General features: G+C 55.5%; 23 protein-coding genes and 1 pseudogene. 12 read left to right on the top strand and 12 right to left on the bottom strand.

The features are described from left to right. Nucleotides 1-6: 6 nt before the first annotated feature. The 3 genes from ansA (at nucleotide 7) to G7090_RS09305 (ending at nucleotide 3183) form a co-directional block, all read left to right on the top strand. Entirely contained in the window at nucleotides 7-1023 is a 1017-nt protein-coding gene (gene ansA / locus G7090_RS09315; protein ID WP_166182206.1) for an asparaginase, read from the top strand. A 9-nt stretch (nucleotides 1024-1032) separates the two neighbouring features. Then, on the top strand, nucleotides 1033-1674 hold the full coding sequence (pncA, locus tag G7090_RS09310) for a bifunctional nicotinamidase/pyrazinamidase (RefSeq protein WP_166182205.1): 642 nt from the start codon (nucleotides 1033-1035) through the stop codon (nucleotides 1672-1674). A gap of 258 nt (nucleotides 1675-1932) precedes the next feature. After that, the gene (locus tag G7090_RS09305) at nucleotides 1933-3183 is read left to right on the top strand and encodes a glycoside hydrolase family 18 protein (RefSeq protein ID WP_166182204.1); all 1251 of its coding nucleotides are present in this window, start codon (nucleotides 1933-1935) and stop codon (nucleotides 3181-3183) included. Between the two features lie 44 nt (nucleotides 3184-3227). Here the strand turns inward: G7090_RS09305 and G7090_RS09300 are convergent, their stop codons facing one another. Both G7090_RS09300 and msrB read right to left on the bottom strand, forming a co-directional pair. Further along, on the bottom strand, nucleotides 3228-3506 hold the full coding sequence (locus tag G7090_RS09300) for a YeaC family protein (protein WP_166182203.1): 279 nt from the start codon (nucleotides 3504-3506) through the stop codon (nucleotides 3228-3230). Nucleotides 3507-3548: 42 nt separating this feature from the next. After that, complete coding sequence (gene msrB, locus G7090_RS09295) at nucleotides 3549-3962, bottom strand: peptide-methionine (R)-S-oxide reductase MsrB (protein ID WP_106993588.1); 414 nt, start codon at nucleotides 3960-3962, stop codon at nucleotides 3549-3551. Between the two features lie 341 nt (nucleotides 3963-4303). Between msrB and gapA the strand changes: the two genes are divergently transcribed. Together gapA and G7090_RS09285 are read left to right on the top strand one after the other, a co-directional pair. Continuing rightward, nucleotides 4304-5299: a glyceraldehyde-3-phosphate dehydrogenase gene (gene gapA / locus G7090_RS09290; protein ID WP_032617687.1), complete on the top strand. Its 996-nt coding sequence runs from the start codon at nucleotides 4304-4306 to the stop codon at nucleotides 5297-5299. A gap of 75 nt (nucleotides 5300-5374) precedes the next feature. Then, the gene (locus G7090_RS09285; protein WP_166182202.1) at nucleotides 5375-6259 is read left to right on the top strand and encodes a D-hexose-6-phosphate mutarotase; all 885 of its coding nucleotides are present in this window, start codon (nucleotides 5375-5377) and stop codon (nucleotides 6257-6259) included. 45 nt (nucleotides 6260-6304) lie between these two features. On the opposite strand, the gene G7090_RS09280 is transcribed toward G7090_RS09285, so the two are convergent. Beyond that, nucleotides 6305-7159, bottom strand: a complete 855-nt coding sequence (locus tag G7090_RS09280; protein ID WP_166182201.1) for an aldo/keto reductase — start codon at nucleotides 7157-7159, stop codon at nucleotides 6305-6307. 142 nt (nucleotides 7160-7301) lie between these two features. Continuing rightward, nucleotides 7302-8048: a MipA/OmpV family protein gene (locus G7090_RS09275; protein WP_166182200.1), complete on the bottom strand. Its 747-nt coding sequence runs from the start codon at nucleotides 8046-8048 to the stop codon at nucleotides 7302-7304. Nucleotides 8049-8481: 433 nt separating this feature from the next. On the opposite strand from G7090_RS09275, the gene yeaG reads away from it, so the two are divergent. After that, a complete protein-coding gene (yeaG, locus tag G7090_RS09270) occupies nucleotides 8482-10416 on the top strand; it encodes a protein kinase YeaG (protein ID WP_106993584.1) in 1935 nt (644 codons plus the stop codon). Between the two features lie 126 nt (nucleotides 10417-10542). After that, on the top strand, nucleotides 10543-11829 hold the full coding sequence (locus G7090_RS09265) for a YeaH/YhbH family protein (RefSeq protein WP_106993877.1): 1287 nt from the start codon (nucleotides 10543-10545) through the stop codon (nucleotides 11827-11829). A gap of 39 nt (nucleotides 11830-11868) precedes the next feature. Here the strand turns inward: G7090_RS09265 and G7090_RS09260 are convergent, their stop codons facing one another. Continuing rightward, nucleotides 11869-13896 (bottom strand): TonB-dependent copper receptor, encoded by a 2028-nt coding sequence (locus tag G7090_RS09260; protein ID WP_166182199.1) that lies wholly within the window; start codon nucleotides 13894-13896, stop codon nucleotides 11869-11871. A 299-nt stretch (nucleotides 13897-14195) separates the two neighbouring features. On the opposite strand from G7090_RS09260, the gene G7090_RS09255 reads away from it, so the two are divergent. Further along, entirely contained in the window at nucleotides 14196-14642 is a 447-nt protein-coding gene (locus tag G7090_RS09255) for a DUF441 domain-containing protein (protein WP_106993582.1), read from the top strand. Here G7090_RS09255 and G7090_RS09250 read toward each other — a convergent pair. Continuing rightward, on the bottom strand, nucleotides 14626-15414 hold the full coding sequence (locus G7090_RS09250; protein WP_166182198.1) for a helix-turn-helix transcriptional regulator: 789 nt from the start codon (nucleotides 15412-15414) through the stop codon (nucleotides 14626-14628). The two genes, G7090_RS09255 and G7090_RS09250, sit on opposite strands and share 17 nt — an antisense overlap. Nucleotides 15415-15513: 99 nt before the next feature. Between G7090_RS09250 and G7090_RS09245 the strand changes: the two genes are divergently transcribed. Continuing rightward, nucleotides 15514-16701 carry a CynX/NimT family MFS transporter gene (locus G7090_RS09245; protein WP_166182197.1) on the top strand — a complete coding sequence of 396 codons (1188 nt, stop codon included), beginning with the start codon at nucleotides 15514-15516 and terminating at the stop codon, nucleotides 16699-16701. Between the two features lie 8 nt (nucleotides 16702-16709). Here the strand turns inward: G7090_RS09245 and G7090_RS09240 are convergent, their stop codons facing one another. Continuing rightward, on the bottom strand, nucleotides 16710-17420 hold the full coding sequence (locus G7090_RS09240) for a CTP synthase (protein ID WP_106993579.1): 711 nt from the start codon (nucleotides 17418-17420) through the stop codon (nucleotides 16710-16712). Nucleotides 17421-17568: 148 nt separating this feature from the next. Between G7090_RS09240 and G7090_RS09235 the strand changes: the two genes are divergently transcribed. Next, nucleotides 17569-17913, top strand: a complete 345-nt coding sequence (locus G7090_RS09235) for a DUF488 domain-containing protein (protein ID WP_166182196.1) — start codon at nucleotides 17569-17571, stop codon at nucleotides 17911-17913. A 1-nt stretch (nucleotide 17914) separates the two neighbouring features. On the opposite strand, the gene G7090_RS09230 is transcribed toward G7090_RS09235, so the two are convergent. Further along, complete coding sequence (locus G7090_RS09230; RefSeq protein WP_166182195.1) at nucleotides 17915-18220, bottom strand: hypothetical protein; 306 nt, start codon at nucleotides 18218-18220, stop codon at nucleotides 17915-17917. Nucleotides 18221-18573: 353 nt separating this feature from the next. Between G7090_RS09230 and G7090_RS09225 the strand changes: the two genes are divergently transcribed. Continuing rightward, the gene (locus G7090_RS09225) at nucleotides 18574-19602 is read left to right on the top strand and encodes a sensor domain-containing diguanylate cyclase (protein ID WP_166182194.1); all 1029 of its coding nucleotides are present in this window, start codon (nucleotides 18574-18576) and stop codon (nucleotides 19600-19602) included. 44 nt (nucleotides 19603-19646) lie between these two features. After that, on the top strand, nucleotides 19647-19745 hold the full coding sequence (locus G7090_RS09220; RefSeq protein ID WP_032617670.1) for a YoaK family small membrane protein: 99 nt from the start codon (nucleotides 19647-19649) through the stop codon (nucleotides 19743-19745). A gap of 127 nt (nucleotides 19746-19872) precedes the next feature. Here G7090_RS09220 and G7090_RS09215 read toward each other — a convergent pair whose 3' ends face one another. The 4 genes and pseudogenes from G7090_RS09215 to G7090_RS09200 all read right to left on the bottom strand — a co-directional run. Beyond that, a complete protein-coding gene (locus G7090_RS09215) occupies nucleotides 19873-20121 on the bottom strand; it encodes a GlsB/YeaQ/YmgE family stress response membrane protein (RefSeq protein WP_106993575.1) in 249 nt (82 codons plus the stop codon). A gap of 493 nt (nucleotides 20122-20614) precedes the next feature. Beyond that, complete coding sequence (locus G7090_RS09210) at nucleotides 20615-20878, bottom strand: hypothetical protein (protein WP_106993573.1); 264 nt, start codon at nucleotides 20876-20878, stop codon at nucleotides 20615-20617. Nucleotides 20879-21166: 288 nt separating this feature from the next. Then, the gene (locus G7090_RS09205; protein ID WP_166182193.1) at nucleotides 21167-22078 is read right to left on the bottom strand and encodes an alpha/beta fold hydrolase; all 912 of its coding nucleotides are present in this window, start codon (nucleotides 22076-22078) and stop codon (nucleotides 21167-21169) included. A gap of 134 nt (nucleotides 22079-22212) precedes the next feature. Continuing rightward, nucleotides 22213-22380, bottom strand: a pseudogene (locus G7090_RS09200) (NADP-dependent isocitrate dehydrogenase); the annotation flags it as partial. Nucleotides 22381-22394 lie beyond the last annotated feature (14 nt).

The raw sequence follows: 22394 nt of genomic DNA, 5'->3' as shown, positions 1-22394 counted from the left end.
TACATCATGCAAAAGAAATCAATCTATGTGGCCTATACCGGCGGTACCATCGGTATGCAGCGCTCGGAAAATGGCTATATCCCGGTTTCGGGTCATCTGCAGCGCCAGCTGGCGTTGATGCCTGAGTTCCATCGCCCGGAGATGCCGGACTTTACCATCCACGAGTATGACCCGCTGATGGATTCGTCCGACATGACGCCGGAAGACTGGCAACATATCGCCGACGACATCAAGGCGCACTACGATCAGTATGATGGCTTCGTGATCCTGCATGGCACGGACACCATGGCGTTTACCGCCTCGGCGCTCTCCTTCATGCTGGAAAACCTCAGCAAACCGGTGATCGTTACCGGCTCGCAGATCCCGCTGGCGGAGCTGCGTTCTGACGGGCAGATCAACCTGCTCAACTCGCTGTACGTGGCGGCCAACTTCCCGATTAGCGAAGTGAGCCTGTTCTTCAACAACCGCCTGTATCGCGGCAACCGCACCACCAAAGCGCATGCGGACGGCTTTGATGCCTTTGCCTCCCCGAACCTCTCCCCGCTGCTGGAAGCCGGGATCCATATCCGCCGCCTCGGTACACCGCCTGCCCCCCATACGACGGGCGAACTGGTGGTGCATCCGATTACCCCGCAGCCAATTGGAGTGGTGACTATCTATCCAGGTATCTCCGCCGACGTGGTACGCAACTTCCTGCGCCAGCCGGTAAAAGCGCTGATCCTGCGCTCCTATGGTGTGGGCAACGCCCCGCAAAACGGTGAGTTCCTGAAGGAGCTTCAGGAGGCGAGCAGCCGTGGGATCGTGGTGGTCAACCTCACCCAGTGCATGTCCGGCAAAGTGAATATGGGCGGCTATGCCACCGGTAATGCCCTGGCACAAGCGGGGGTGATTAGCGGTTTTGATATGACGGTGGAAGCCACCCTGACTAAACTTCACTACTTACTGAGTCAGGATCTGGATGTGCAGTCGATTCGCACCGCGATGATGCAAAACCTGCGTGGCGAACTGACGCCAGACGAATAAGGAGTCCGCATGAAACAACGAGCCCTGTTACTGGTCGATTTACAGAATGACTTCTGCGCTGGCGGCGCCCTGGCGGTGGCCGAAGGCGACAGCACGGTGGACATCGCCAACGCGCTGATTGAGTGGTGTAAAGCCCGCGGTGAAGCGGTAGTGGCCAGCCAGGACTGGCATCCGGCAGATCACGGCAGCTTTGCCAGCCAGCATAACGTCGAGCCCTTCACCCAGGGCGAGCTGGATGGCCTGCCGCAAACTTTCTGGCCCGATCACTGTGTGCAGCAGACCGAAGGCGCAGAGCTGCATCCCCTGCTGAACAGCAAGGCCATCGACGCGATCTTCCAGAAAGGGGAAAACCCGAACATCGACAGCTACAGCGCCTTCTTTGATAACGGTCACCGACAGAAAACCGGGCTGGATCAGTGGCTGCGCCATCATGAAATCGTTGAGCTGATTGTGATGGGCCTGGCGACCGATTACTGCGTCAAATTTACCGTACTGGATGCGTTGCAGCTGGGCTACCAGGTTAACGTCATCACCGACGGCTGCCGCGGGGTCAACATTCAGCATCAGGACAGCGCTCAGGCGTTTATGGATATGGCGTCAGAAGGCGCCACGCTGTACACGCTGGCGGACTGGCAGGAGACGCAGGCGTAGTGCGCCTTTGTGCCGGGTGGCGCTTCAAGGTAAATGCAAAACGGTAACCTGGGTTACCGTTTTTTATGTTTGCGCCCTCTCCCCGTGGGAGAGGGTCGGGGTGAGGGCATCAGGCCGCACTATCCTCCATTAGTCCCATAAAGTGAACTGCCTCGCACTCTCAGCGAGACGGCAATGCTATTCTTTTTTGGCACTTTTTTCGCCACGCCCTTACGTGGCGTGCTTGTTTTTTACCGTCAAAATTGAAGAGGAATTGCTATGAAACTTTTGCCCTTGTTGGCAGCCTTACCCCTGCTTTGCGCGTCCGTTGCTTCCGCCAGCTCCCTGATGTCGGTGGGCTATTTTAATGGGGGTGGCGACGTCACCGCCGGACCGGGCGGGGATATAAATAAACTCGATGTTCGCCAGATCACCCACCTGAACTACTCCTTCGGTCTGATCTATAACGACGAAAAAGACGAAACTAACCCGGCGCTAAAAGAGCCGGGCAAACTGCACCAGATTTGGCTCTCGCCGAAAGTGGCTGCCGACCTGGCTTTGCTCCCTGTCCTGCGCAAACAAAACCCCAATCTCAAGGTCCTGCTCTCCGTAGGCGGCTGGGGCGCGCGTGGTTTCTCGGGGGCGGCATCCAGCCCGGAGACCCGGGCGGTATTCATCCGCTCCGCGCAGGCGATCGTGGAAAAATACGGTCTGGATGGGATCGACCTCGACTGGGAATTCCCGGTTAACGGCGCATGGGGACTGGTCGCCAGCACTCCAGCGGATCGGGACAACTTTACCGCCCTGCTGAAAGAGCTGCGTACCGCGTTTGGCAATAAAAAACTGGTAACCATCGCCGTCGGCGCCAATGCAGAAAGTCCGAAAAGTTGGATTGACGTGAAGGCGATTGCACCGTTACTCGATTACATCAACCTGATGACCTACGACATGGCGTACGGCACTCAGTACTTCAACGCCAACCTGTATGACTCCAGCGCCTGGCCGACCGTGGCCGCGGCGGATAAATACAGCGTCGACTTCGTGGTGAACAACTATCTGGCCGCCGGGCTGAAGCCACAGCAGATGAACCTCGGCATCGGCTTCTATGGCCGCGTGCCGAAACGCGCCGTGGAGCCTGGCATCGACTGGAGCAGGCCGGATGCACAGAAAAACCCGGCAACGCAGCCTTATTTCAGCGCGCAACAGATCGACCTGTTCAAATCGCTGGGCTATGACCTGACCAAAGACACCTACGTGAAGTACAACGATATCGTGAAGATGTTTTTAAACGATCCGCAGAAACGCTTTACCGAGCAGTGGGACGATCGGGCCAAAGTGCCGTGGCTGTCGGTGAAGGGGGATGAGGGTAAGCCGCTGTTTGCCCTCTCTTATGAGAACCCGCGGTCGGTGGCGATTAAAGCGGAGTACATCAAAGAGAAAGGCCTGGCCGGGGCGATGTTCTGGGAGTACGGCGCGGATGACAACAACCAGTTGGCGAAGCAGCTGGCGGAGTCGCTGGGGATTAAGTAAAACATAAGCCCTCTCCCCAGAGGAGAGGGCTTCAACCCGCAGGATTACTGCATTTTCAGGGTCGCAATCGATTTTGGCGCGATGCCGAAATCCTCTTTCAGCTGCTGCTTACTCTTCATCACCATCTGCCCCTGGGTGTCGATGGTCATGTGCTGCGCGTCAGTGTTATTGCGCGCCTGCCACAGCATGACTAACTGGAGGCAATTCTCTTTCTGCTCCGCGGTCAGCGCCACGCCATCGGCCCATTTTCCCAGCTCAACTGCCGTGACCAGACGCTGATAAACATCCGGCGTCATGCCGTTAATCATCTCTTCAATATTCATGTTAAATCGGGCTCCGAAGGAATAATTTGCTGAATCGATTTTTCAGCCTTTCGTCTGGTCGCCGTTCTGGTCGTCAGTGAAGCTTAATGAGGCGGAATTGACGCAAAAACGCTCCCCTGTCGGCTGAGGGCCGTCCGGGAAGACATGACCGAGATGGGCGTCACAGTTTCCACAGCGAATCTCAATGCGCTCCATACCGTGGCTGATGTCCTTGAGATAGTGAATGGCCTCTTCACTCACCGGTTCATAGAAGCTCGGCCAGCCGCAGCCAGAATCGTATTTGCTTTGGGAGTTAAACAGTGCAGCATCACATACCAGGCAGTGGTAGACACCATCGCGCTTGTTATGCAGCAGACGCCCGGTAAACGGCGGTTCCGTACCGTGGTTTTGCGTCACGTAGAACTGCATTTCTGTGAGGTTTTTTTTCAGTTCATCGGGGTTTTGTTGATTCGACATAGGCTTACATCTCGCAGTTGAAACAGACAACTTTTACCCTCGATTCTAACAAAACATTAACACTGAAGTATGAACTTTTGATCTAAACTTACTCGTTGCGCAGAGGCACTCAGACAAATGTGATCTACTCCACGTTTTTATGTGGTCAGCCCTTTAAAATTCCGTGCGCAGGCCCCATATGGGTGCTAGCTCCGAGGGAATGTGAGGTGAGTCAATCGAGCAAAGGTAATGCGAAGGATTGATTTGTCGCAATGATTGACACGATTCCGCTTGACGCTGCGTAAGGTTTTTGTAATTTTACACGCAACCTTTTATTCACTAACAAATAGCTGGTGGAATATATGACTATCAAAGTAGGTATCAACGGTTTTGGCCGTATCGGCCGTATTGTTTTCCGTGCTGCTCAGGAACGTTCTGACATCGAAATCGTTGGTATCAACGATCTGTTAGACGCTGAATACATGGCGTATATGCTGAAGTACGACTCAACTCACGGTCGTTTCAACGGCACCGTTGAAGTGAAAGACGGCCACCTGGTTGTCAACGGCAAAACCATCCGTGTTACTGCTGAAAAAGATCCAGCTAACCTGAAGTGGAACGAAATCGGTGTTGACGTTGTTGCTGAAGCAACCGGTATCTTCCTGACCGACGAAACTGCGCGTAAGCACATCACCGCTGGCGCGAAAAAAGTTGTTCTGACTGGTCCATCCAAAGACAACACCCCAATGTTCGTTAAAGGCGCTAACTTCGAGAAGTATGCTGGCCAGGACATCGTTTCTAACGCATCCTGCACCACCAACTGCCTGGCGCCACTGGCTAAAGTTATCAACGACAACTTCGGTATCGTTGAAGGCCTGATGACCACCGTTCACGCTACCACCGCTACTCAGAAAACCGTTGATGGCCCGTCTCACAAAGACTGGCGCGGCGGCCGCGGCGCAGCTCAGAACATCATCCCATCTTCTACCGGTGCTGCTAAAGCTGTAGGCGTTGTACTGCCAGAGCTGAACGGTAAACTGACTGGTATGGCGTTCCGCGTTCCAACTCCTAACGTATCTGTAGTTGACCTGACCGTTCGTCTGGAAAAAGCTGCTTCTTATGAAGAAATTAAGAAAGCAATCAAAGCTGCTTCCGAAGGCGCAATGAAAGGCGTTCTGGGTTACACCGAAGATGACGTTGTTTCTACCGATTTCAACGGCGAAGTGTGCACTTCCGTGTTCGATGCTAAAGCAGGTATCGCACTGAACGACAACTTCGTGAAACTGGTTTCCTGGTACGACAACGAAACCGGTTACTCTAACAAAGTTCTGGACCTGATCGCTCACATCTCCAAATAAGTGAGATGAGAATCTGATCCAAAAAGGCGACCTCGGTCGCCTTTTTTTATGGCATTAAAGACAGAGGATTGCGTAATGATTAAAACAATTTTTGCACTTCCGGTAGTCGAACAACTTACCCCTGTGCTCTCCCGCCGCCAGATCGATGACGTTGAAGTGATTGTGGTCGAACATCCGCAGGTTCAGGCTTCTGTTGCCCTGCAGGGCGCACACCTGCTCTCCTGGCAGCCCGAAGGCGAAGTGGAAGCGCTGTGGCTGAGCGACATCACCTCCTTTAAAAAAGGGGCGGCGATCCGCGGCGGCGTGCCAATCTGCTGGCCGTGGTTTGGCCCGGCTACCGAGCAGGGCCTGCCGTCACACGGTTTTGCCCGCAACCTTCCGTGGACGCTGAAGGCGCACAACGAGGATGAATCCGGCGTGGTGTTGACCTTCGAACTGCAAAGCGATGACGAGACCCGCAAACTGTGGCCGCACGACTTCACCCTGTACGCCCGCTTCAAGCTGGGTAAAACCTGCGAGATCGAACTGGAAGCGCACGGTGAATTTGAAACCACCTCTGCCCTGCACACTTATTTCAACGTCGGCGACATCGCTGCCGTCACGGTGAATGGCCTGGGTGATAGCTTTATCGACAAAGTGGATAATGCGAAAGAGGGCAAACTGAACGACGGTTCACAGACCTTCCCGGACCGTACCGACCGCGTCTACCTGAATCCGGAAGCCTGCAGCGTCATCGAAGATACCGCGCTGAATCGCGCTATCGAAGTTATCCATCATCATCACAGCAACGTGGTGGGCTGGAACCCGGGCCCGGCGCTCTCAGTCAGCATGGGTGACGTTCCGGATGACGGCTATAAGACGTTTGTCTGCGTGGAAACCGCCTGCGTCAGCGAACCGCAAACTGCATCGGAAGAGAAACCTACCCGTCTGGGACAGACCATTCACATTGTGAAGCGGTAATCCCCTGCCCTTGCCCTCTCCACGCTGAGAGGGCATGAGCTCACTTCACACCACGTCCAACGCCGTTTTCTGTTTCGGCGCCGGGAAGGCCGCATCCAGCTGCGTTATCGCCTCCGCAGACAGGGAAATATTTAGCGCGCCTGCATTCTCTTCCACATGCTGAACGGATGATGTTTTCGGGATCGCCATGACCCCGCGGTGACGTATCACCCATGCCAGCAGAACCTGCGCCGCCGTGACGTTGTACTCTTTCGCCACCGCATTCACTACCGGATGATTAAACAGCCCGGAACGTAGCCGCCCGGCCTGCGCCAGCGGGCAGTAAGCCATCACCGGCATCGACTGCTGCTGACACCACGGGAGCAGATCGTATTCGATACCGCGCGAGGCGAGATGGTACAGCACCTGATTGGCGGCACAGGCCTGGCCGCCCGGCACTTGCCAGAGTTCCTGCATATCCACATAATCGAGGTTCGACACACCCCAGCGGCCAATTTTGCCCTGCTGTTGCAATGTCTCCATCAGCCGGACGGTCTCATCCAGGGAATAATTCCCGCGCCAGTGCAGCAGATAGAGGTCGATATACTCGGTACCGAGACGGCGCAGGCTGGCTTCACAGGCGGCGATCCCTTTTTGCCCGCCGGCATTCCATGGGTAGACCTTGGAGACCAGGAATACCTCGTCGCGCAGGCCTTTAATGGCTTCACCGACCACCTCTTCTGCACCGCCGTCGGCATACATCTCGGCGGTATCAATCAGCGTCAGTCCGCGTTCAATGCCCGCCCGCAGGGCGTTCACCTCCTGCTGACGCTGAGCCGCTTTTTCACCCATATACCAGGTGCCCTGCCCGATGGCCGGCAGCACGATATTGTTGCCAACGTTAACGGTTTTTTCGCTCATCACACTCTCCTGTTTATCTGCACCACCCCAGGACAAACGGAGCGCAGGCGCTCCGTCATGATGCACATATTGCATCACCCTAAAAAAAACGGAGCGCAAGCGCTCCGTTGTAATGCACAAATTGCACAGTAAAGATGCACAATCAGAAACTGTAGGTCAGGCCCACCGACATCAACCCGGTCCAGGACTTGTCGACCATCGGGCTGTCTTTCACCTCATCGCTGAGGCGGTTATAGCGACCGGTGGCGTAGACGTTCCAGTCAGACGCAAACTTATAGCTCGCGGTCAGCTCCAGGTACGGGTTCCAGCCATCGTCTGCATCATAGCTGTTGAGGCCGCTGCGACGGGACTCTTTATGGGACACGCCATAATAGTAGTCGTTGTAGTTATCACTGTGGTATTCCACACCGATACCCGGGGTGAGCGTCAGCCCGCCGTTGGTGTAACGGTACAACCACGCCAGATCCCAGATATAGCCGTTACTGTTATCGAGCGTATCACCCGCCAGGGCGGTGCGCAGGAAACCGTACTCGGTATTATGGACCCAGGAAACCCCCGCCATCATGGTGCTCTTACGTTTATCGAGCTGGCGAAGCTGATAGCTGTCGCTGTCGCCTGGCTTGAAGTGCGTCGGGTCGTAATAGGCCATGATGGAGAGTTTGTCGGTCTGGTCGTTCCACAGATAGTAGCCACCGCCCAGCCCGCGGAACCAGAAATTATCCCCTTCATAGGTGATAACCGGTACCGGATAGATATCACGGTCATATTGTTTATAAGGGCTGTTGATTACGCCGACACCAGCACCAACTGACCACTGATTCTCCGCGTATGCTGTACTCACTGAGGTGGCAACGATAATCCCCAGTGCCAGAAGTTTGAGTTTGGTCACAATCCATTCTTTCCTGTAGTCAAATAATCAGCGGGTGAAGTGTAACCGTCATTCCCCCCATTTCTCAAAATTTTTTGTCAACTAATCAATTTGATTAACCCCTTATTTTGTGTGCGACAAATGACGGAACGCTGTCAGTCAGATTACCGTTCAGTGAAGGAAGGAGGTTTATCTAAAAATATTTGGCTGAATTTCTGGATGAGTTATTGATATGTCATTGAAATTAGATTTTGCGTGCAGGCAAGTTTTGCAAATGCCATCTACGCTTAATTTTAAGAAGCTGAATACCGGATCACCCCGCGGTTTTAGCGCCCGACCTGGCACACGGGTTGCTGCTCTTGCAGTGAGGTGCAACGGGTCCCGCTTCCGGGAGCCTCTACTATTCATATGAACGGCTCTCTTCCTGTGCTAAAAAACGAAAGGACGGCATGCCATGAATATATTCGATCACTATCGCCAGCGATATGAAGCTGCCAAGGACGAAGAGTTCACACTGCAGGAATTTCTTGCCATCTGTCGGCAAGATCGCAGTGCCTATGCCAATGCGGCAGAACGACTATTGATGGCTATTGGTGAGCCGAATATGGTTGATACTGCCCAGGAGCCACGGCTTTCCCGTCTGTTTTCGAATCGGGTCGTCGCCCGATATCCTGCGTTTGAAGAATTTTACGGCATGGAAGATGCCATCGAGCAGATTGTTTCCTACCTGAAACACGCTGCTCAGGGTCTGGAAGAGAAGAAACAGATCCTGTATCTGCTGGGTCCCGTCGGCGGCGGTAAATCCTCCCTGGCTGAACGGCTGAAAGCGTTGATGCAGCGCGTGCCGATTTACGTGCTAAGCGCCAACGGCGAACGCAGCCCGGTCAACGACCATCCGCTGTGTCTGTTCAACCCGCAGGAAGATGCGCAGATCCTGGATAAAGAGTACGGTATTCCCCGTCGCTATCTCGGCACCATCATGTCGCCGTGGGCGGCGAAACGCCTGCATGAGTTTGGCGGTGACATTACCAAATTCCGCGTGGTGAAAGCCTGGCCGTCGATTCTGGAACAGATCGCGATCGCTAAAACCGAACCGGGTGACGAGAACAACCAGGATATCTCTGCGCTGGTAGGTAAAGTGGATATCCGTAAACTGGAAAACCACGCGCAAAACGATCCTGACGCTTATGGTTATTCCGGTGCGCTGTGCCGCGCCAACCAGGGGATTATGGAGTTCGTCGAGATGTTCAAAGCGCCGATCAAGGTGCTGCATCCGCTGCTGACCGCCACCCAGGAAGGTAACTACAACGGTACTGAAGGGATCTCTGCCCTGCCGTTCAACGGTATTATTCTGGCGCACTCCAACGAATCTGAGTGGGTCACTTTCCGTAACAACAAAAACAACGAGGCCTTCCTTGACCGTGTTTACATCGTCAAAGTGCCTTACTGCCTGCGGATCTCCGAAGAGATCAAGATTTACGAAAAACTGCTGAACCACAGTGAGCTGGTTCATGCCCCATGCGCCCCGGGGACCCTGGAAACGCTGTCGCGCTTCTCGATCCTGTCGCGCCTGAAAGAGCCAGAAAACTCGAGCATCTACTCGAAAATGCGCGTCTACGACGGTGAAAGCCTGAAAGATACCGATCCGAAAGCGAAATCCTACCAGGAGTATCGCGACTACGCCGGTGTCGACGAAGGGATGAACGGTCTGTCCACGCGCTTTGCGTTCAAAATCCTCTCCCGCGTGTTCAACTTTGACCACGCTGAAGTGGCCGCTAACCCGGTACACCTGTTCTACGTCCTGGAGCAGCAGATTGAGCGTGAGCAGTTCCCGCAGGAGCAGGCTGAACGTTACCTCGAGTTCCTCAAAGGCTATCTGATCCCGAAATACGCCGAGTTTATCGGCAAAGAGATCCAGACCGCCTATCTGGAATCTTACTCCGAGTACGGGCAGAACATCTTTGACCGCTACGTCACCTATGCTGACTTCTGGATCCAGGATCAGGAGTATCGCGATCCGGATACCGGCCAGCTGTTTGACCGCGAGTCACTGAATGCGGAACTGGAAAAAATCGAGAAGCCTGCCGGGATCAGTAATCCGAAAGACTTCCGCAATGAGATCGTCAACTTCGTGCTGCGCGCCAGAGCGAACTTCAGCGGACGCAATCCGAACTGGACCAGCTACGAAAAACTGCGCACGGTTATTGAGAAGAAAATGTTCTCCAATACCGAAGAGCTGTTGCCGGTCATCTCCTTTAATGCCAAAACCTCAACCGACGAGCAGAAAAAACACGACGATTTTGTCGATCGCATGATGGAGAAAGGCTACACCCGCAAACAGGTTCGCCTGCTCTGCGAGTGGTACCTGCGCGTGCGTAAATCGTCTTAATAGCCCGAAAAGCCCGGCGGCGCGTTGCTTGCCGGGCCTACTACAATGTTCCGTAGGCCGGATAAGCGTCAGCGCTACCCGGCACTTACGGGCACTGAAAGTTGGCAAATGCAGTACGGGGGGCATATGACCTGGTTTATTGACCGGCGTCTTAACGGCAAAAACAAGAGCACGGTGAATCGCCAGCGCTTCTTGCGTCGTTATAAAGCGCAAATCAAACAGTCGATCTCCGAGGCCATTAACAAGCGTTCGGTCACCGACGTAGACAGTGGGGAGTCCGTTTCCATTCCGACGGACGACATTAGCGAACCGATGTTCCATCAGGGACGCGGCGGTTTGCGCCATCGCGTTCATCCAGGTAACGACCACTTCATCCAGAACGACCGTATCGAACGTCCGCAAGGCGGGGGCGGCGGCGGTGGCGGGAGTGGTCAGGGCCAGGCCAGCCCGGACGGGGAAGGTCAGGACGAGTTTGTGTTTCAGATCTCCAAGGATGAGTATCTGGATCTGCTGTTTGAAGATTTGGCCCTGCCGAATCTGAAGAAAAATCAGCATCGTCAGTTGAATGAGTATAAAACGCACCGGGCCGGTTTTACCGCCAACGGCGTACCGGCCAACATCAGCGTGGTGCGTTCCTTGCAGAACTCGCTGGCGCGCCGCACGGCGATGACGGCGGGGAAAAAGCGTGAACTTCGCGAGCTGGAAGCCAGCCTGGAGACCGTGGCAAACAGCGAGCCCGCGCAGCTGCTGGAAGAGGAGCGTCTGCGCAAAGAGATCGCCGAACTGCGCGCCAAAATTGAGCGCGTGCCCTTTATCGACACTTTTGACCTGCGTTACAAGAACTACGAAAAACGTGCGGAACCCTCAAGCCAGGCGGTGATGTTCTGCCTGATGGACGTTTCCGGCTCGATGGATCAGGCCACCAAAGATATGGCCAAGCGCTTTTATATTCTGCTCTATCTGTTCCTGAGCCGAACCTATAAGAACGTGGATGTGGTCTATATCCGCCATCACACCCAGGCGAAAGAGGTGGATGAGCATGAGTTCTTCTACTCGCAGGAGACGGGCGGCACCATTGTTTCCAGCGCCCTGAAGCTGATGGATGAGGTGGTGAAGGAGCGTTACGATCCGGCGCAGTGGAACATCTATGCGGCGCAGGCCTCGGATGGCGATAACTGGGCGGATGATTCGCCGCTGTGCCATGAAATTCTGGCGAAAAAACTGCTTCCGGTCGTGCGTTACTACAGCTATATCGAGATCACCCGCCGCGCCCACCAGACGCTGTGGCGTGAATATGAACATCTGCAATCCATGTTTGATAACTTCGCGATGCAGCATATTCGCGATCAGGACGACATCTATCCGGTCTTCCGGGAGCTGTTCCACAAGCAATCAGCCACCAGCAACAGTTAACTCCACCGCCGGTCACTGACCGGCGGTGTTACGATCGCCTCAGAATGTCACATTCATTTTCGCCCAGACGGTGCGGCCAGGCTCATTCACCGGCGTATCGGATGAATAACCAAAGCTGCTGTTCCCCGCCAGGTTAAGATGTTCGCTGTAGCTCTTGTCCAGCAGGTTATCGACACCGCTGCTCAGCTTCAGGAACTTATTCACTTTATATGCCGCGTTGGCGGAGAGGATCGCGAACCCGGCGCTCTGATCGAAATCTTTCCCGACCACGTTACCTTCGTTCATCGCCACCCGGTGTTGCGGGCTGACCATGCGCAGCAGGCCGGTTGAACTCCAGTCGCCCTGCTCCCACGTCAGGCCAAGACGCGCCTCCAGCGGCGGCATTTGCGGCAGCGGCTGATGATCGTCGGTGTTCTGACCCCAGGAGTAGTTAAGGGTGGCGTCGGTTTTCCACTGGTCGCTCAGCTGATACGAGGCCCCCATCTCGCCGCCCATGATGGTAGCGTCCACGTTGTCGGCCTGGCTGACGTGGCTGTAGTTCGGATCGTAGCTAAACAGGATGAAGTCGTTGATGCGCCCGACGTAGGCGGAGATCCACCCGGTGGTGTGCTCGCCTTTGTACTGGGCGCCAATGTCGAGCTGGGTGGTTTTCTCCGGCTTCAGATTATCAAACACGTCCGCGGTACCATCAGGCCCGTAGGTCGGGGAGAACAGTTCCCAGTAGTCCGGGAATCGTTCGGTATAGCCCAGCCCGGCGTAAACCATGGCCGGCATCGTGCCCAGGTTATGCTCCACGCGCAGGAAGCCCGCCGGGAGGGTATCTTCCCGGCTGTCGCTGCCGACGCCGGTATAGTTGTCCACCTCGACCTTATCCAGACGCGCGCCGCCGATAACTTTGCTCAGTTCGGTGGCATTCCACGTCAGTTCGCCAAAGGCGCCGTAATCGTGGAAACGGGCATCTTCCTGCCAGCCCTGGTTCTCGTCATCTTCATTGCTGCGGTGGGTGTTGGTCTGCATGTCCACCCCGCTTTGCAGCTGGAAATCAGACCACAGCCAGGTGCCCATCATTCTGCCGCCAACGGTACGGCGATCGACCTGTTTCTCCATCGGCATCGACATGTCCATCGAGCCCATGGACATACCACCCCCCATGGTGCCCGCAGAGCGCATGGAGTAGTTATCCATGATGTGGTTGGCGTAGTTGTAGTAGATGCTCATGTCCAGCGAGTCGAAGATTTCGCCGATATGATCTTTCTTAAAGCGCAGGCCCAGGCTTTCGCGTTTGAACTGGGAGCCATCCATCCCGCGCCCGGCGTAGCTTGCGTCCCCATTGCCCTGCCCGGCGGTCAGCTCCAGCAGCGTGTCGGCATCCGGCGTCCAGCCGATGGCAAGATCGGTGTTCCACTTGTCCCACTTCGAGGCCACGCGATCGCCATTGCCATCTTTGTAATCGCCGGATTTCGATTTATTGCCGTTCAGGCGGACATAGCCCTGGTCATTACCAAAGCTGACGTCGGCGTTCTCATCGAAGCGATCGCTGGAGGCAGCGAGGAAGCTGGCATCGCCCTTGACGCCCGCGCTGTCAAAGCGCAGCGGTTCCCGGTCGAAGCGCACCGTCCCGGCGGAGTTGCCTGGCCCCCAGAGCACGGTTTCCGGTCCTTTGGTCACGGTCAGCAGATCGTAGCTTTCTGGCGAGATGTACGAGCTCGGGGCATCCATTCGGGACGGACACGCCCCGAGCATCTCGCTGTCGTTGGTCAGCAGACGCAGACGGGAGCCGAACATGCCGCGAAACACCGGGTCGCCGTTGCTGCCGCCGTTACGGATCTGGCTGAAGCCGGGAATGGTTTTCAGGTAATCGGAACCATCGCTGGCCGGTACCGGCTGACGCGGCGTTTTTGGCGAGGTTACGATCTCCAGCGGCGAGAGAACCGGGGCGGTCACGGTGATCACATCGCCATCATTAAGCTGCGGCGCGGCGTTTTGCTCGGCGCCAGAGGCAGTGCAGGAGAGCGCGACCAGCAACGACCACGCCAGCGGATGGGGTGAAAATCTTACTTTATTCATTACGGTACCTGGCTAAAAGTGTCGGTGTGTACCGCTACAAAGAACGAATCCCTTTGTTCAGAGAATTACCGTAACGAGCAGGCACATGAGTCAGGCCGAAATTCTGCCGGGGTGTGCCATGTGGAACAACGTTTACTGAAGAGAATAAGAAGTGCAGAAAGGGGTTGAAAAATCATACAGCCAGTGAATAGCACCCTGGCAGTACCGCACCCGATTATAGTTTTTTTGCGGGATAAGCCTTTTTACCCGCCGGTAACCGCGTAAAGTAAGCAGGCTAACTTTTTTGCAAGGATAACAATATGATTGACCCGACTCTGCTCATACTTCTGGGGCTCGCTGCGCTGGGCTTTGTCAGCCATAACACCACCGTCGCCATTTCCATTCTGGTACTGATCATCGTGCGGGTTACGCCGCTCAACACCTTTTTCCCGTGGATTGAAAAGCAAGGACTGACCGTCGGGATTATCATCCTCACCATCGGCGTGATGGCGCCGATCGCCAGCGGCACCCTGCCCGCCTCGACGCTGATCCACGCCTTTATGAACTGGAAATCATTGATTGCCATCGCCGTGGGGGTGTTTGTGTCGTGGCTGGGCGGGCGCGGCGTCACGCTGATGAGTTCCCAGCCGACGCTGGTAGCCGGACTGCTGGTAGGCACGGTGCTGGGGGTGGCGCTGTTCCGTGGCGTGCCGGTCGGCCCGCTGATTGCCGCCGGGCTGGTGTCGCTGTTTATCGGGAAGTCGTAGCCAGACTGGCGATATACCGCGCCGGGGTCTGACCCAGTCCTTTTTTGAACATGGTGATAAACGCAGTGGTGGAGTCATAGCCCAGATCCTGGGCCACTTGCTGCACCGACTGGCCGCGGATCAATCCCTGCAGGGCCACAATCAGCTGGAGCTGATGCCGCCAGCGGCGAAAGCTGAGCCCGGTTTCACTCACCACCAGCCGGGCAAGGTTGCGCTCACTCATCGCGAAATGGCGCGCCCACTGATGCAACGTCTGCCATTGTGCCGGAGAGGCAGCCATGGTCTCACTCATCAGGCGGATTTTAGGGTGCGGAGAGACCGGGAGTTGAAGTTGCTCTTCGGGCTGGCGGGGCAGTTCATCAAACAGCACCTCCACCAGCCGCTGGGTGGCGGGCTCCTGCTTTTCAGGGCTGCGCGCCGCCAGGGTCAGGATCAACTCCCGCACCAGCGGCGAAATTTTTAGCGTGCAGCAGCGGTCCGGGAGCGTTACGGCGCCGGGCTCGATAAACAAAAAGCAGAGCCGGGCGCTGGGGGTGGCTCTGTTGCTGTGCGGCAGCTGGCCGGGGATCCAGACCGCAAACTGCGGCGGCACCATCCACATGGCGTTCTCCACCTCACAGGTGATCGCCCCATGCAGGGCCAGGATCAGCTGCCCTTTGCGGTGCTGATGTCGGGGAATACGCTGCTCGTCCGCCACCACGCGCACGTGAAACGCCACCGCGGCGTCATGCTGACTGTCGGGATCGTACCCTTCAAGGCCCAGACCGATCATAATCTTGTCCGATATTAGCGATAATCTGTCATTTTAGCTTGATTTCAACCGTCCTGAAAATGCGTATCCTGTAGCCTCATTTCGACGTAAGAGATAACAATGACCATAGCCCTTCCGACTACCGGCAAGCAGCGGGCGCTGCTGATTGCCGGGATCCTGCTGATTGCCACCTCGCTGCGGGTGACCTTTACCGGCGCTGCGCCGCTGCTGGACGCTATCCGCGCCGATTATGGCCTGACTACCGCCCAGACCGGACTGCTCACTACGCTCCCCCTGCTGGCCTTTGCGCTGATCTCGCCCCTGGCGGCTGGTCTCGCCCGCCGCATCGGCATGGAGCGCAGCCTGTTTATCGCCCTGTTGCTGATCGTCGCCGGGATCGCCCTGCGCTCCCTGCCCTCCGCAATGCTGCTGTTTGGCGGCACGGCGGTGATTGGCTGCGGTATTGCGCTCGGCAACGTGCTGCTACCGGGGCTGATTAAACGTGATTTCCCCGGTCAGGTGGCGAAACTGACCGGGGCGTACTCCCTGACGATGGGGGCCGCGGCGGCGCTCGGTTCAGCACTGGTGGTGCCCGTCGCCCTGAGCGGTGCAGGCTGGCACGGTGCGCTGTTGATGCTGATGGTGTTTCCCCTGCTGGCGCTGCTCCTGTGGCTGCCGCAGTGGCGCCAGCGCCCTGTCGGGTCGCTGAGCGGTGCGCGGGCGCTGCATAGCCGGGGCATCTGGCGCTCAACGCTGGCCTGGCAGGTGACGCTGTTCCTCGGGATCAACTCGCTTATCTACTATGTAATTATTGGCTGGCTGCCGGCGATCCTGCAGAGCCACGGCTACAGCGAAACCGAAGCCGGGTCCCTGCACGGGCTGTTACAGCTGGCAACCGCCGCACCGGGGATTGTGGTGCCGCTGATCCTGCTTCGGCTGAAGGATCAACGTGGCGTGGCCGGACTGTCGGCAATGATGTGTGCGGTGAGTGCCGCGGGGCTGTGGTTTATGCCGGATCTGGCGGTGATGTGGACGCTGATTTTTGGCTTCGGTTCCGGGGCCACCATGATCCTCGGCCTGACCTTTATTGGCCTGCGCGCCAGCTCGGCGCATCAGGCCGCGGCCCTTTCCGGGATGGCGCAATCGGTGGGCTATCTGTTGGCTGCCTGTGGCCCCCCGCTGATGGGGAAAATCCACGATGCCAACGGCGACTGGCGGATCCCGCTGCTTGCCTGTGCGCTGGTTTCACTGGTGATGGCCCTCTGCGGGATGCTGGCCGGGCGTGACCGGGAGATCACGTCCGGCTAAGTCAGCCTTCAGTAATTCTGTGCTGCGCGAAGCAGAGCGTGCACCAGCGGGGCCGGTCGGCCTGCCAGCGCGGCGCGCTCATGCTGGAACAGCGTGGCGATAAAGAACGGGTGCGTCACCAGCTCTACGGCACGGATCTCACCCTGCGCGTCCCAGCCGGTGACGCGCATATCACCCTTCTCCAGCTCCTGCGCGAACTCAGGCGAAACACCGTAATTGCAGTGATAACCCTCTTCGATCTCTTCCTGGCCATAGGCTTTGGCAATCAGGGTATTGGCGCGCAGTTCAATGGTGTCGCTTTGCTCAACAAGCGAGCAGGTCAGCGGGGCAATCACCATCCGGCCTTCGGTATCCGTCTCGGCGTGGGCCGCATCCTGCCAGCCCAGGACGTTGCGGGCATATTCAATCAATGCATGCTGGAAGCCGCCGCAGGTGCCAAGAAACGGGACGCTGTTTTCACGGGCGTAGCGTGCGGCAATAAACGCGGCGTCAACATTTTTGTACGGGCTGGCCGGAACCAGCCAGATAGCGTCGTAGCCGACCAGATCTTCCGGGCTGGTTAATTCGGTGGTCGCCAGCCAGTCGTAGTCGGCCGTGATGTCCAGCACCGCTGCGGCATCGTCAATGGCCAACGGGATCGCCTGGTGAGCCAGAACGTCAGGATTGTAGTCGCCAACCAGTGCAATTCGGAGGGTATTTTTTACCGCGGAGAGTTCCATAGAGTGATCCTTATGCCAGACAAATATCAGATAACATAAGGAACCTCAGACTACCGATCTTTCGTTGATATCACAATACCTTAAAATACGTGGGCAGATTGTGATAGCGTTGAAGCGCTATAGCGTGGCAGGGAGAAGGAGCAAAAAAATGATTCAGTGCAAACGTCTGTATGATGAGGCCAGTAAAGAGGATGGCTATCGGATCCTGGTGGACCGGCTCTGGCCGCGGGGGATGAAAAAGGAGGCGCTACTGTGCGATGAGTGGTGTAAAACGCTGACCCCATCCAATGACCTGCGTAAGGCGTTTCACAGCGAGACAATCGACTTTGCCAGTTTCAGCCAGGCCTATCGTCAGGAGCTGGCGCGGCATCAGGAGGAGGGGCTGCGGATTGCCCGCCTGGCGGACAAGCAGACCGTGACGCTGCTGTATGGGGCGAAAGACCGGCAGCAGAATCACGCTCTGGTGTTAGCCGACTGGCTGCGTCAGCTTTAAATCAATCCAACATCAGGGCGTCGAGCGTTTCCGGCGCCTGTTCAGGGGTGATCGGCATCAGATGTTCCGGGCGCACAAACGCAAACCCCAGCTGATTATCAAACGAAAACACGTCGCCGGTCACCAGCCACAGGGCACGTTCTGCACCCGGCGGCAGTTCTGTCACGATCCCGTTGACGGGGTTCAGAAAACGCTGCCCCGGCTGGCAGAGGCTGAATAACTCAACGGATTTTCCGATATTGCGACGCCCTGCTGGCGTGCGGGCACCGATAATCATCGCCAGGTTGCCCGGGTTTAACTGAAACATATTTCCTCGAATTTGGCTGCTGAATACTTAGGAATAATCTTAGTGCAAAGTGTATCTCAGCCAACGAGCCCTGTCACCAGGGTGAAGGGGTGATCTGTTCTCCATGATTTCTTCATCATGGTGACAAGTTTCCTTGCTAGAGTGGCGCTGTTCTCACTTGACCAGAGAACATCATTCCGTAATCAAGATCTATTTTCCCCGGCGCGTGCCGGGGATTTTTTTATCCGTCAGAATTTACTGTTCCACGCCAGAATATATGAAATGTCGTCAATTCATGTTCTACTACCCGCAGTCGAATCTTTCAGCAAAACAGACAGGTACAGAGGTCTTCTGTAGGGGAGTTGAGCAGCGTCATGTCGGATATTATTCTTGCCCGTGTTTCAGAAACGCTTAGCACTGAGCAATCACTTGAGAGCCTGGTGCGTCAGCTGCTCGAAATGCTAGAAGTGGTCACCGACATGGAGTCGACCTATCTCACCAAAATCGATATTAATGCCCGCCTGCAGCATATTCTGTACGCCCGAAACAGCAAACAGATGCAGATCCCGGAAGGGCTGAGCGTTCCCTGGGGCGAGACCCTGTGCAAGCGGGCAATCGATTCTGACTGCTTCTTCAGCAATAACGTGGCCGAACACTGGGGTGACTGTGATGCGGCAAAATCGCTGGGCATCACCACCTACATGAGCATACCGATTCATCTGACGGATGGTTCCCTGTACGGCACCCTGTGCGCCGCCAGCTCCAGCAAACATCCCCTGAGCGAACGCGGCGAGCACGTCCTGAAACTCTTCGCCGGGCTTATCGCCCAGAACATCGAGAAAGAGTCGCTGGTCAGGCAGTTGCGCGAAGCCAATGCCGCCCTGATCGCTTACTCCTATACCGATGCCCTGACCGGTCTGCCAAACCGCCGCGCCATCTTTGAAAATCTCACCACCCTCTTCTCGCTGGCGCGCCATCTGAACCGTAACGCCATTATCGCCTACATCGATCTGGATGATTTTAAGCTGATTAACGATCGCTTTGGTCATGAGGCGGGCGATCAGTTTTTGGTTGAGGTGGGCAAGCGCCTGAACGACGGGCGCGGCGACGATGAGATCGTGGGCCGGCTCGGTGGGGACGAATTCCTGGTCGCCTGTCTCTGTCAGGATCGCGAGAGCGGCGAGCAAACCTCATTAAGCCTGGTGAAAACGCAGCTGAGCGCGCAAATTGCTGGTGAATACTGGCTGGGGGATGTGCACCTTGTCTATCCGGGTGCCAGCCTCGGGGTAATTGAGGTGGATCCTGCTGAACTTGATGCCGACAGCGCGCTGCGGGCAGCCGATGCTGCCATGTACAGCGATAAGAAAGGCAAACTTAAAACGCCCTTTCTCAATATCGATTAACCCCGTAAACTCGACGGGTTTTGCATTTACTGACAGGTGGTAGCATGCGGCTTGGTATTCTGTTCCCGATCGTGATTTTTATCACGGCGGTCATCTTTTTAACGTGGTTTTTTGTCGGCGGTTACGCTGCGCCCGGGGGATAAGTGAGAAAAACGACCATTATTATGCTGATTGTCGCCATCGCGGCCGTTGCCGGTAGCCAACTGGGCTGGTGGTAAGAGATGCAAAAAGACCGCCGATAATGGCGGTCTTTTTGTCTGAAGCGTCGGTTTAGCTTCTCACTTTACGGTAGATAAACAGCACTACCAGTGCGCCAACCACCGCTACCATGAAGCTACCGAAGTTGAAGCCATCGACTCTGCCGAAACCGAAAAGGGTACTGATCCAGCCCCCAACGACGGCACCGATGATCCCCAGTATGACCGTAACGATGAATCCACCGCCATCTTTGCCCGGCATGATCCACTTAGCCAGAATACCCGCGATAAGCCCAAAGATAATCCAGGATATGATTCCCATAGCTGCTTTCCTCTCTGTATGGTTTTTGTCGTCAAATCAAATACACACAAAGCTTAGCACAGGATTCAGAATTGCAAGTTTGTGATTACCATCACGTGAGAAATTTAAGAAAAAAACGATAAACCGACGTTCCGCACAAACATTGGGGTTGTAATCGTTAATGAGAAATATTATCTTTCTCAATACTGAATAGTTGAGCAAATCACTCAGGTATTCAGTACGACATTGCTCACATTGCTTCCAGTATTTCTTGCCCACGTTACGTGGGCTTTTTTTTTGCCCTGCCCACGTGATTTGATCGTTCCGCTATTTGCTATTACGCTTATCAGCACAATTCATTCATAGCCAGAATGGTGTTGATAACATGAACGTAACCAGTCGATTCGTGATCTGTATTAACCTTGTTTGTGCCAGTTCGTTGTTGTTGATTCTTTCTGACAAATTTAACTGGTTTTAATGTGAGCAGGCCCGGCACCCCGCCGGGTTCTTCGCCTTAATCATCCCCTTCGATCAAGAATCCCGCGCGACGTATCGCCTCCTTGCAGTCTGTGACGCCTGCGGCGTATCCGGCTTCGATATCGCACACCGGGCTGGCGCTGGTATAAGGGAGCTTCACTTCTGTGGCGAGCTGTTGTTTCAGCCGGGCGTTCTCCTGGCGAAGGGAGAGCAGTTCGGCGGCAAGGTCTGCAAGAGTGGCAGGCGTTGGTGCAGAGATGTCGCCTGTAGTGAGGCGATGAAGCCATGTGTCGTCAATCATGGTCCCTCCTGCTGGATATTAGCGTCACTAAACGCAGGATGGGTTCCAGAGACGGAACCCACCGCGGTGTAGGGCAGATCGTGTACGCAAGTGAAGAGGAATAGAGTGGGTAGCCTAGTGGCGTTCCGGTTCACACCAGGCATTCATTAACTGCCGCAAAACGTAGATAAGCCCCGACACAATCAGAAGCGCGGATAAGGCTGCCAGCAACGCAATTGTCATAAGAAACTCCATGTTCTCAGGTTTGTTTCTTGAAAATCTTAGAACGTATTTTTCATTTGTCATCTTTTATTGATTTAAGAATGACGCAACCGCGCTGGAGAACCGTTCTGGCTGATCGAGCATGACAAAATGAAAACTGTCATCGATACGCGTGAAATGGATTTCGGATGCAGCGGCATAGGCTTGACGGTACATCGTCTCCACGCTGGCTGCAGGTATCCCGAATAAAGGGTCATACGCATACACGATCTCAATAGGCGCCCGAATGCGGCCAAGCTCGGGACGTAAATCAGTAACCATCAGTTCATACACTGCATCCGCAACGGTTTTGCGATCAGAATTGATCCCCGCCGCCGCCAGTGCAGGTCTCACCGCCTCGGTCTTCGCCAAACGGGCGATGGAGGTATTCTGAAACGCTACGAATTGCTCCGCAGACTGGGACAGTAGCCAGTCCCGCATGGCGGTTGCATGCGGGACCGCCGTTTCGCTGGTCGCCGCAGGGTTAATCGTCAACGTATAGAATGGCAACGCATCGACGATCATCAAGCGACCGACCAGGTCGGGATAACGGGCCCCCAGCATCAAGGCGATCTCCCCCCCAAGAGAGTGGCCAATGATCACAGGGGCTTTGATGTGCTGGGTGTTGATATATTCCGCGATGGCATCAACTGCCGGAGCGATGACCTTCCCCTCCGGGTTGGAAATAGCAGGTGTACCCGCAAATCCCGCAAGTTCGACAAGATGAATGCGGTGGCTCGTACGTAAACCTGAGGCTAAATCGGCCCAAACGTCGCGAGACGACGCCAGCCCCGGAATCAATATGACATCCGTTCCTGTGCCTTCGGTCTGTACAGAGATGCGCTGCGAGTTTGGTTGTTCTGAAGCCCCAGCCAGTGGCTGAGCGGCGGACGCCGGGACTAAGATTGACATCAGTAAAAGAGTTCCTCCGATCATTGCACGGATATTTGCGGTACGCATTAGATGACCCTGTTTAAAATATTTACTAACCCATCATCCCTGAAGCTATCTTGATGTTGATAACCGTTTGAGGGCTATGAATAAAAAAAACGGGAGCCCATCGGCTCCCGTTTTCATATAACCCGAGATTCAGATTACATGTTCGCGATGATCGCGTCACCAAACTCTGAACATTTCAGCAGCTTAGCGCCTTCCATCAGACGTTCGAAATCGTAGGTTACGGTTTTGGCGTTAATCGCGCCTTCCATACCTTTAACGATCAGGTCTGCGGCTTCGAACCATTCCATATGGCGCAGCAGTAGTTACACGCAATCAT

This window comes from Leclercia sp. 29361 (assembly GCF_011290365.1).
GTDB lineage: Bacteria > Pseudomonadota > Gammaproteobacteria > Enterobacterales > Enterobacteriaceae > Enterobacter > Enterobacter tamurae.
The sequence above is the reverse complement of the archived record's forward strand: the minus strand, read 5'-3'. Positions and strand labels throughout refer to the sequence as shown.

Excerpts from the sequence above, each read along its gene's own strand:
- G7090_RS09260 (WP_166182199.1), bottom strand. The coding sequence starts at position 13,896 with ATGAATAAAGTAAGATTTTCACCCCATCCGCTGGCGTGGTCGTTGCTG.
- G7090_RS09250 (WP_166182198.1), bottom strand. The coding sequence starts at position 15,414 with ATGATCGGTCTGGGCCTTGAAGGGTACGATCCCGACAGTCAGCATGAC.
- G7090_RS09280 (WP_166182201.1), bottom strand. The coding sequence starts at position 7,159 with ATGAGCGAAAAAACCGTTAACGTTGGCAACAATATCGTGCTGCCGGCC.
- G7090_RS09300 (WP_166182203.1), bottom strand. The coding sequence starts at position 3,506 with ATGAATATTGAAGAGATGATTAACGGCATGACGCCGGATGTTTATCAG.
- gapA (WP_032617687.1), top strand. The coding sequence starts at position 4,304 with ATGACTATCAAAGTAGGTATCAACGGTTTTGGCCGTATCGGCCGTATT.
- G7090_RS09255 (WP_106993582.1), top strand. The coding sequence starts at position 14,196 with ATGATTGACCCGACTCTGCTCATACTTCTGGGGCTCGCTGCGCTGGGC.
- G7090_RS09265 (WP_106993877.1), top strand. The coding sequence starts at position 10,543 with ATGACCTGGTTTATTGACCGGCGTCTTAACGGCAAAAACAAGAGCACG.
- G7090_RS09240 (WP_106993579.1), bottom strand. The coding sequence starts at position 17,420 with ATGGAACTCTCCGCGGTAAAAAATACCCTCCGAATTGCACTGGTTGGC.
- pncA (WP_166182205.1), top strand. The coding sequence starts at position 1,033 with ATGAAACAACGAGCCCTGTTACTGGTCGATTTACAGAATGACTTCTGC.
- G7090_RS09225 (WP_166182194.1), top strand. The coding sequence starts at position 18,574 with ATGTCGGATATTATTCTTGCCCGTGTTTCAGAAACGCTTAGCACTGAG.
- G7090_RS09205 (WP_166182193.1), bottom strand. The coding sequence starts at position 22,078 with ATGCGTACCGCAAATATCCGTGCAATGATCGGAGGAACTCTTTTACTG.
- G7090_RS09235 (WP_166182196.1), top strand. The coding sequence starts at position 17,569 with ATGATTCAGTGCAAACGTCTGTATGATGAGGCCAGTAAAGAGGATGGC.
- G7090_RS09230 (WP_166182195.1), bottom strand. The coding sequence starts at position 18,220 with ATGTTTCAGTTAAACCCGGGCAACCTGGCGATGATTATCGGTGCCCGC.
- ansA (WP_166182206.1), top strand. The coding sequence starts at position 7 with ATGCAAAAGAAATCAATCTATGTGGCCTATACCGGCGGTACCATCGGT.
- G7090_RS09215 (WP_106993575.1), bottom strand. The coding sequence starts at position 20,121 with ATGGGAATCATATCCTGGATTATCTTTGGGCTTATCGCGGGTATTCTG.
- G7090_RS09305 (WP_166182204.1), top strand. The coding sequence starts at position 1,933 with ATGAAACTTTTGCCCTTGTTGGCAGCCTTACCCCTGCTTTGCGCGTCC.
- G7090_RS09245 (WP_166182197.1), top strand. The coding sequence starts at position 15,514 with ATGACCATAGCCCTTCCGACTACCGGCAAGCAGCGGGCGCTGCTGATT.
- yeaG (WP_106993584.1), top strand. The coding sequence starts at position 8,482 with ATGAATATATTCGATCACTATCGCCAGCGATATGAAGCTGCCAAGGAC.
- G7090_RS09220 (WP_032617670.1), top strand. The coding sequence starts at position 19,647 with ATGCGGCTTGGTATTCTGTTCCCGATCGTGATTTTTATCACGGCGGTC.
- G7090_RS09285 (WP_166182202.1), top strand. The coding sequence starts at position 5,375 with ATGATTAAAACAATTTTTGCACTTCCGGTAGTCGAACAACTTACCCCT.
- msrB (WP_106993588.1), bottom strand. The coding sequence starts at position 3,962 with ATGTCGAATCAACAAAACCCCGATGAACTGAAAAAAAACCTCACAGAA.
- G7090_RS09210 (WP_106993573.1), bottom strand. The coding sequence starts at position 20,878 with ATGATTGACGACACATGGCTTCATCGCCTCACTACAGGCGACATCTCT.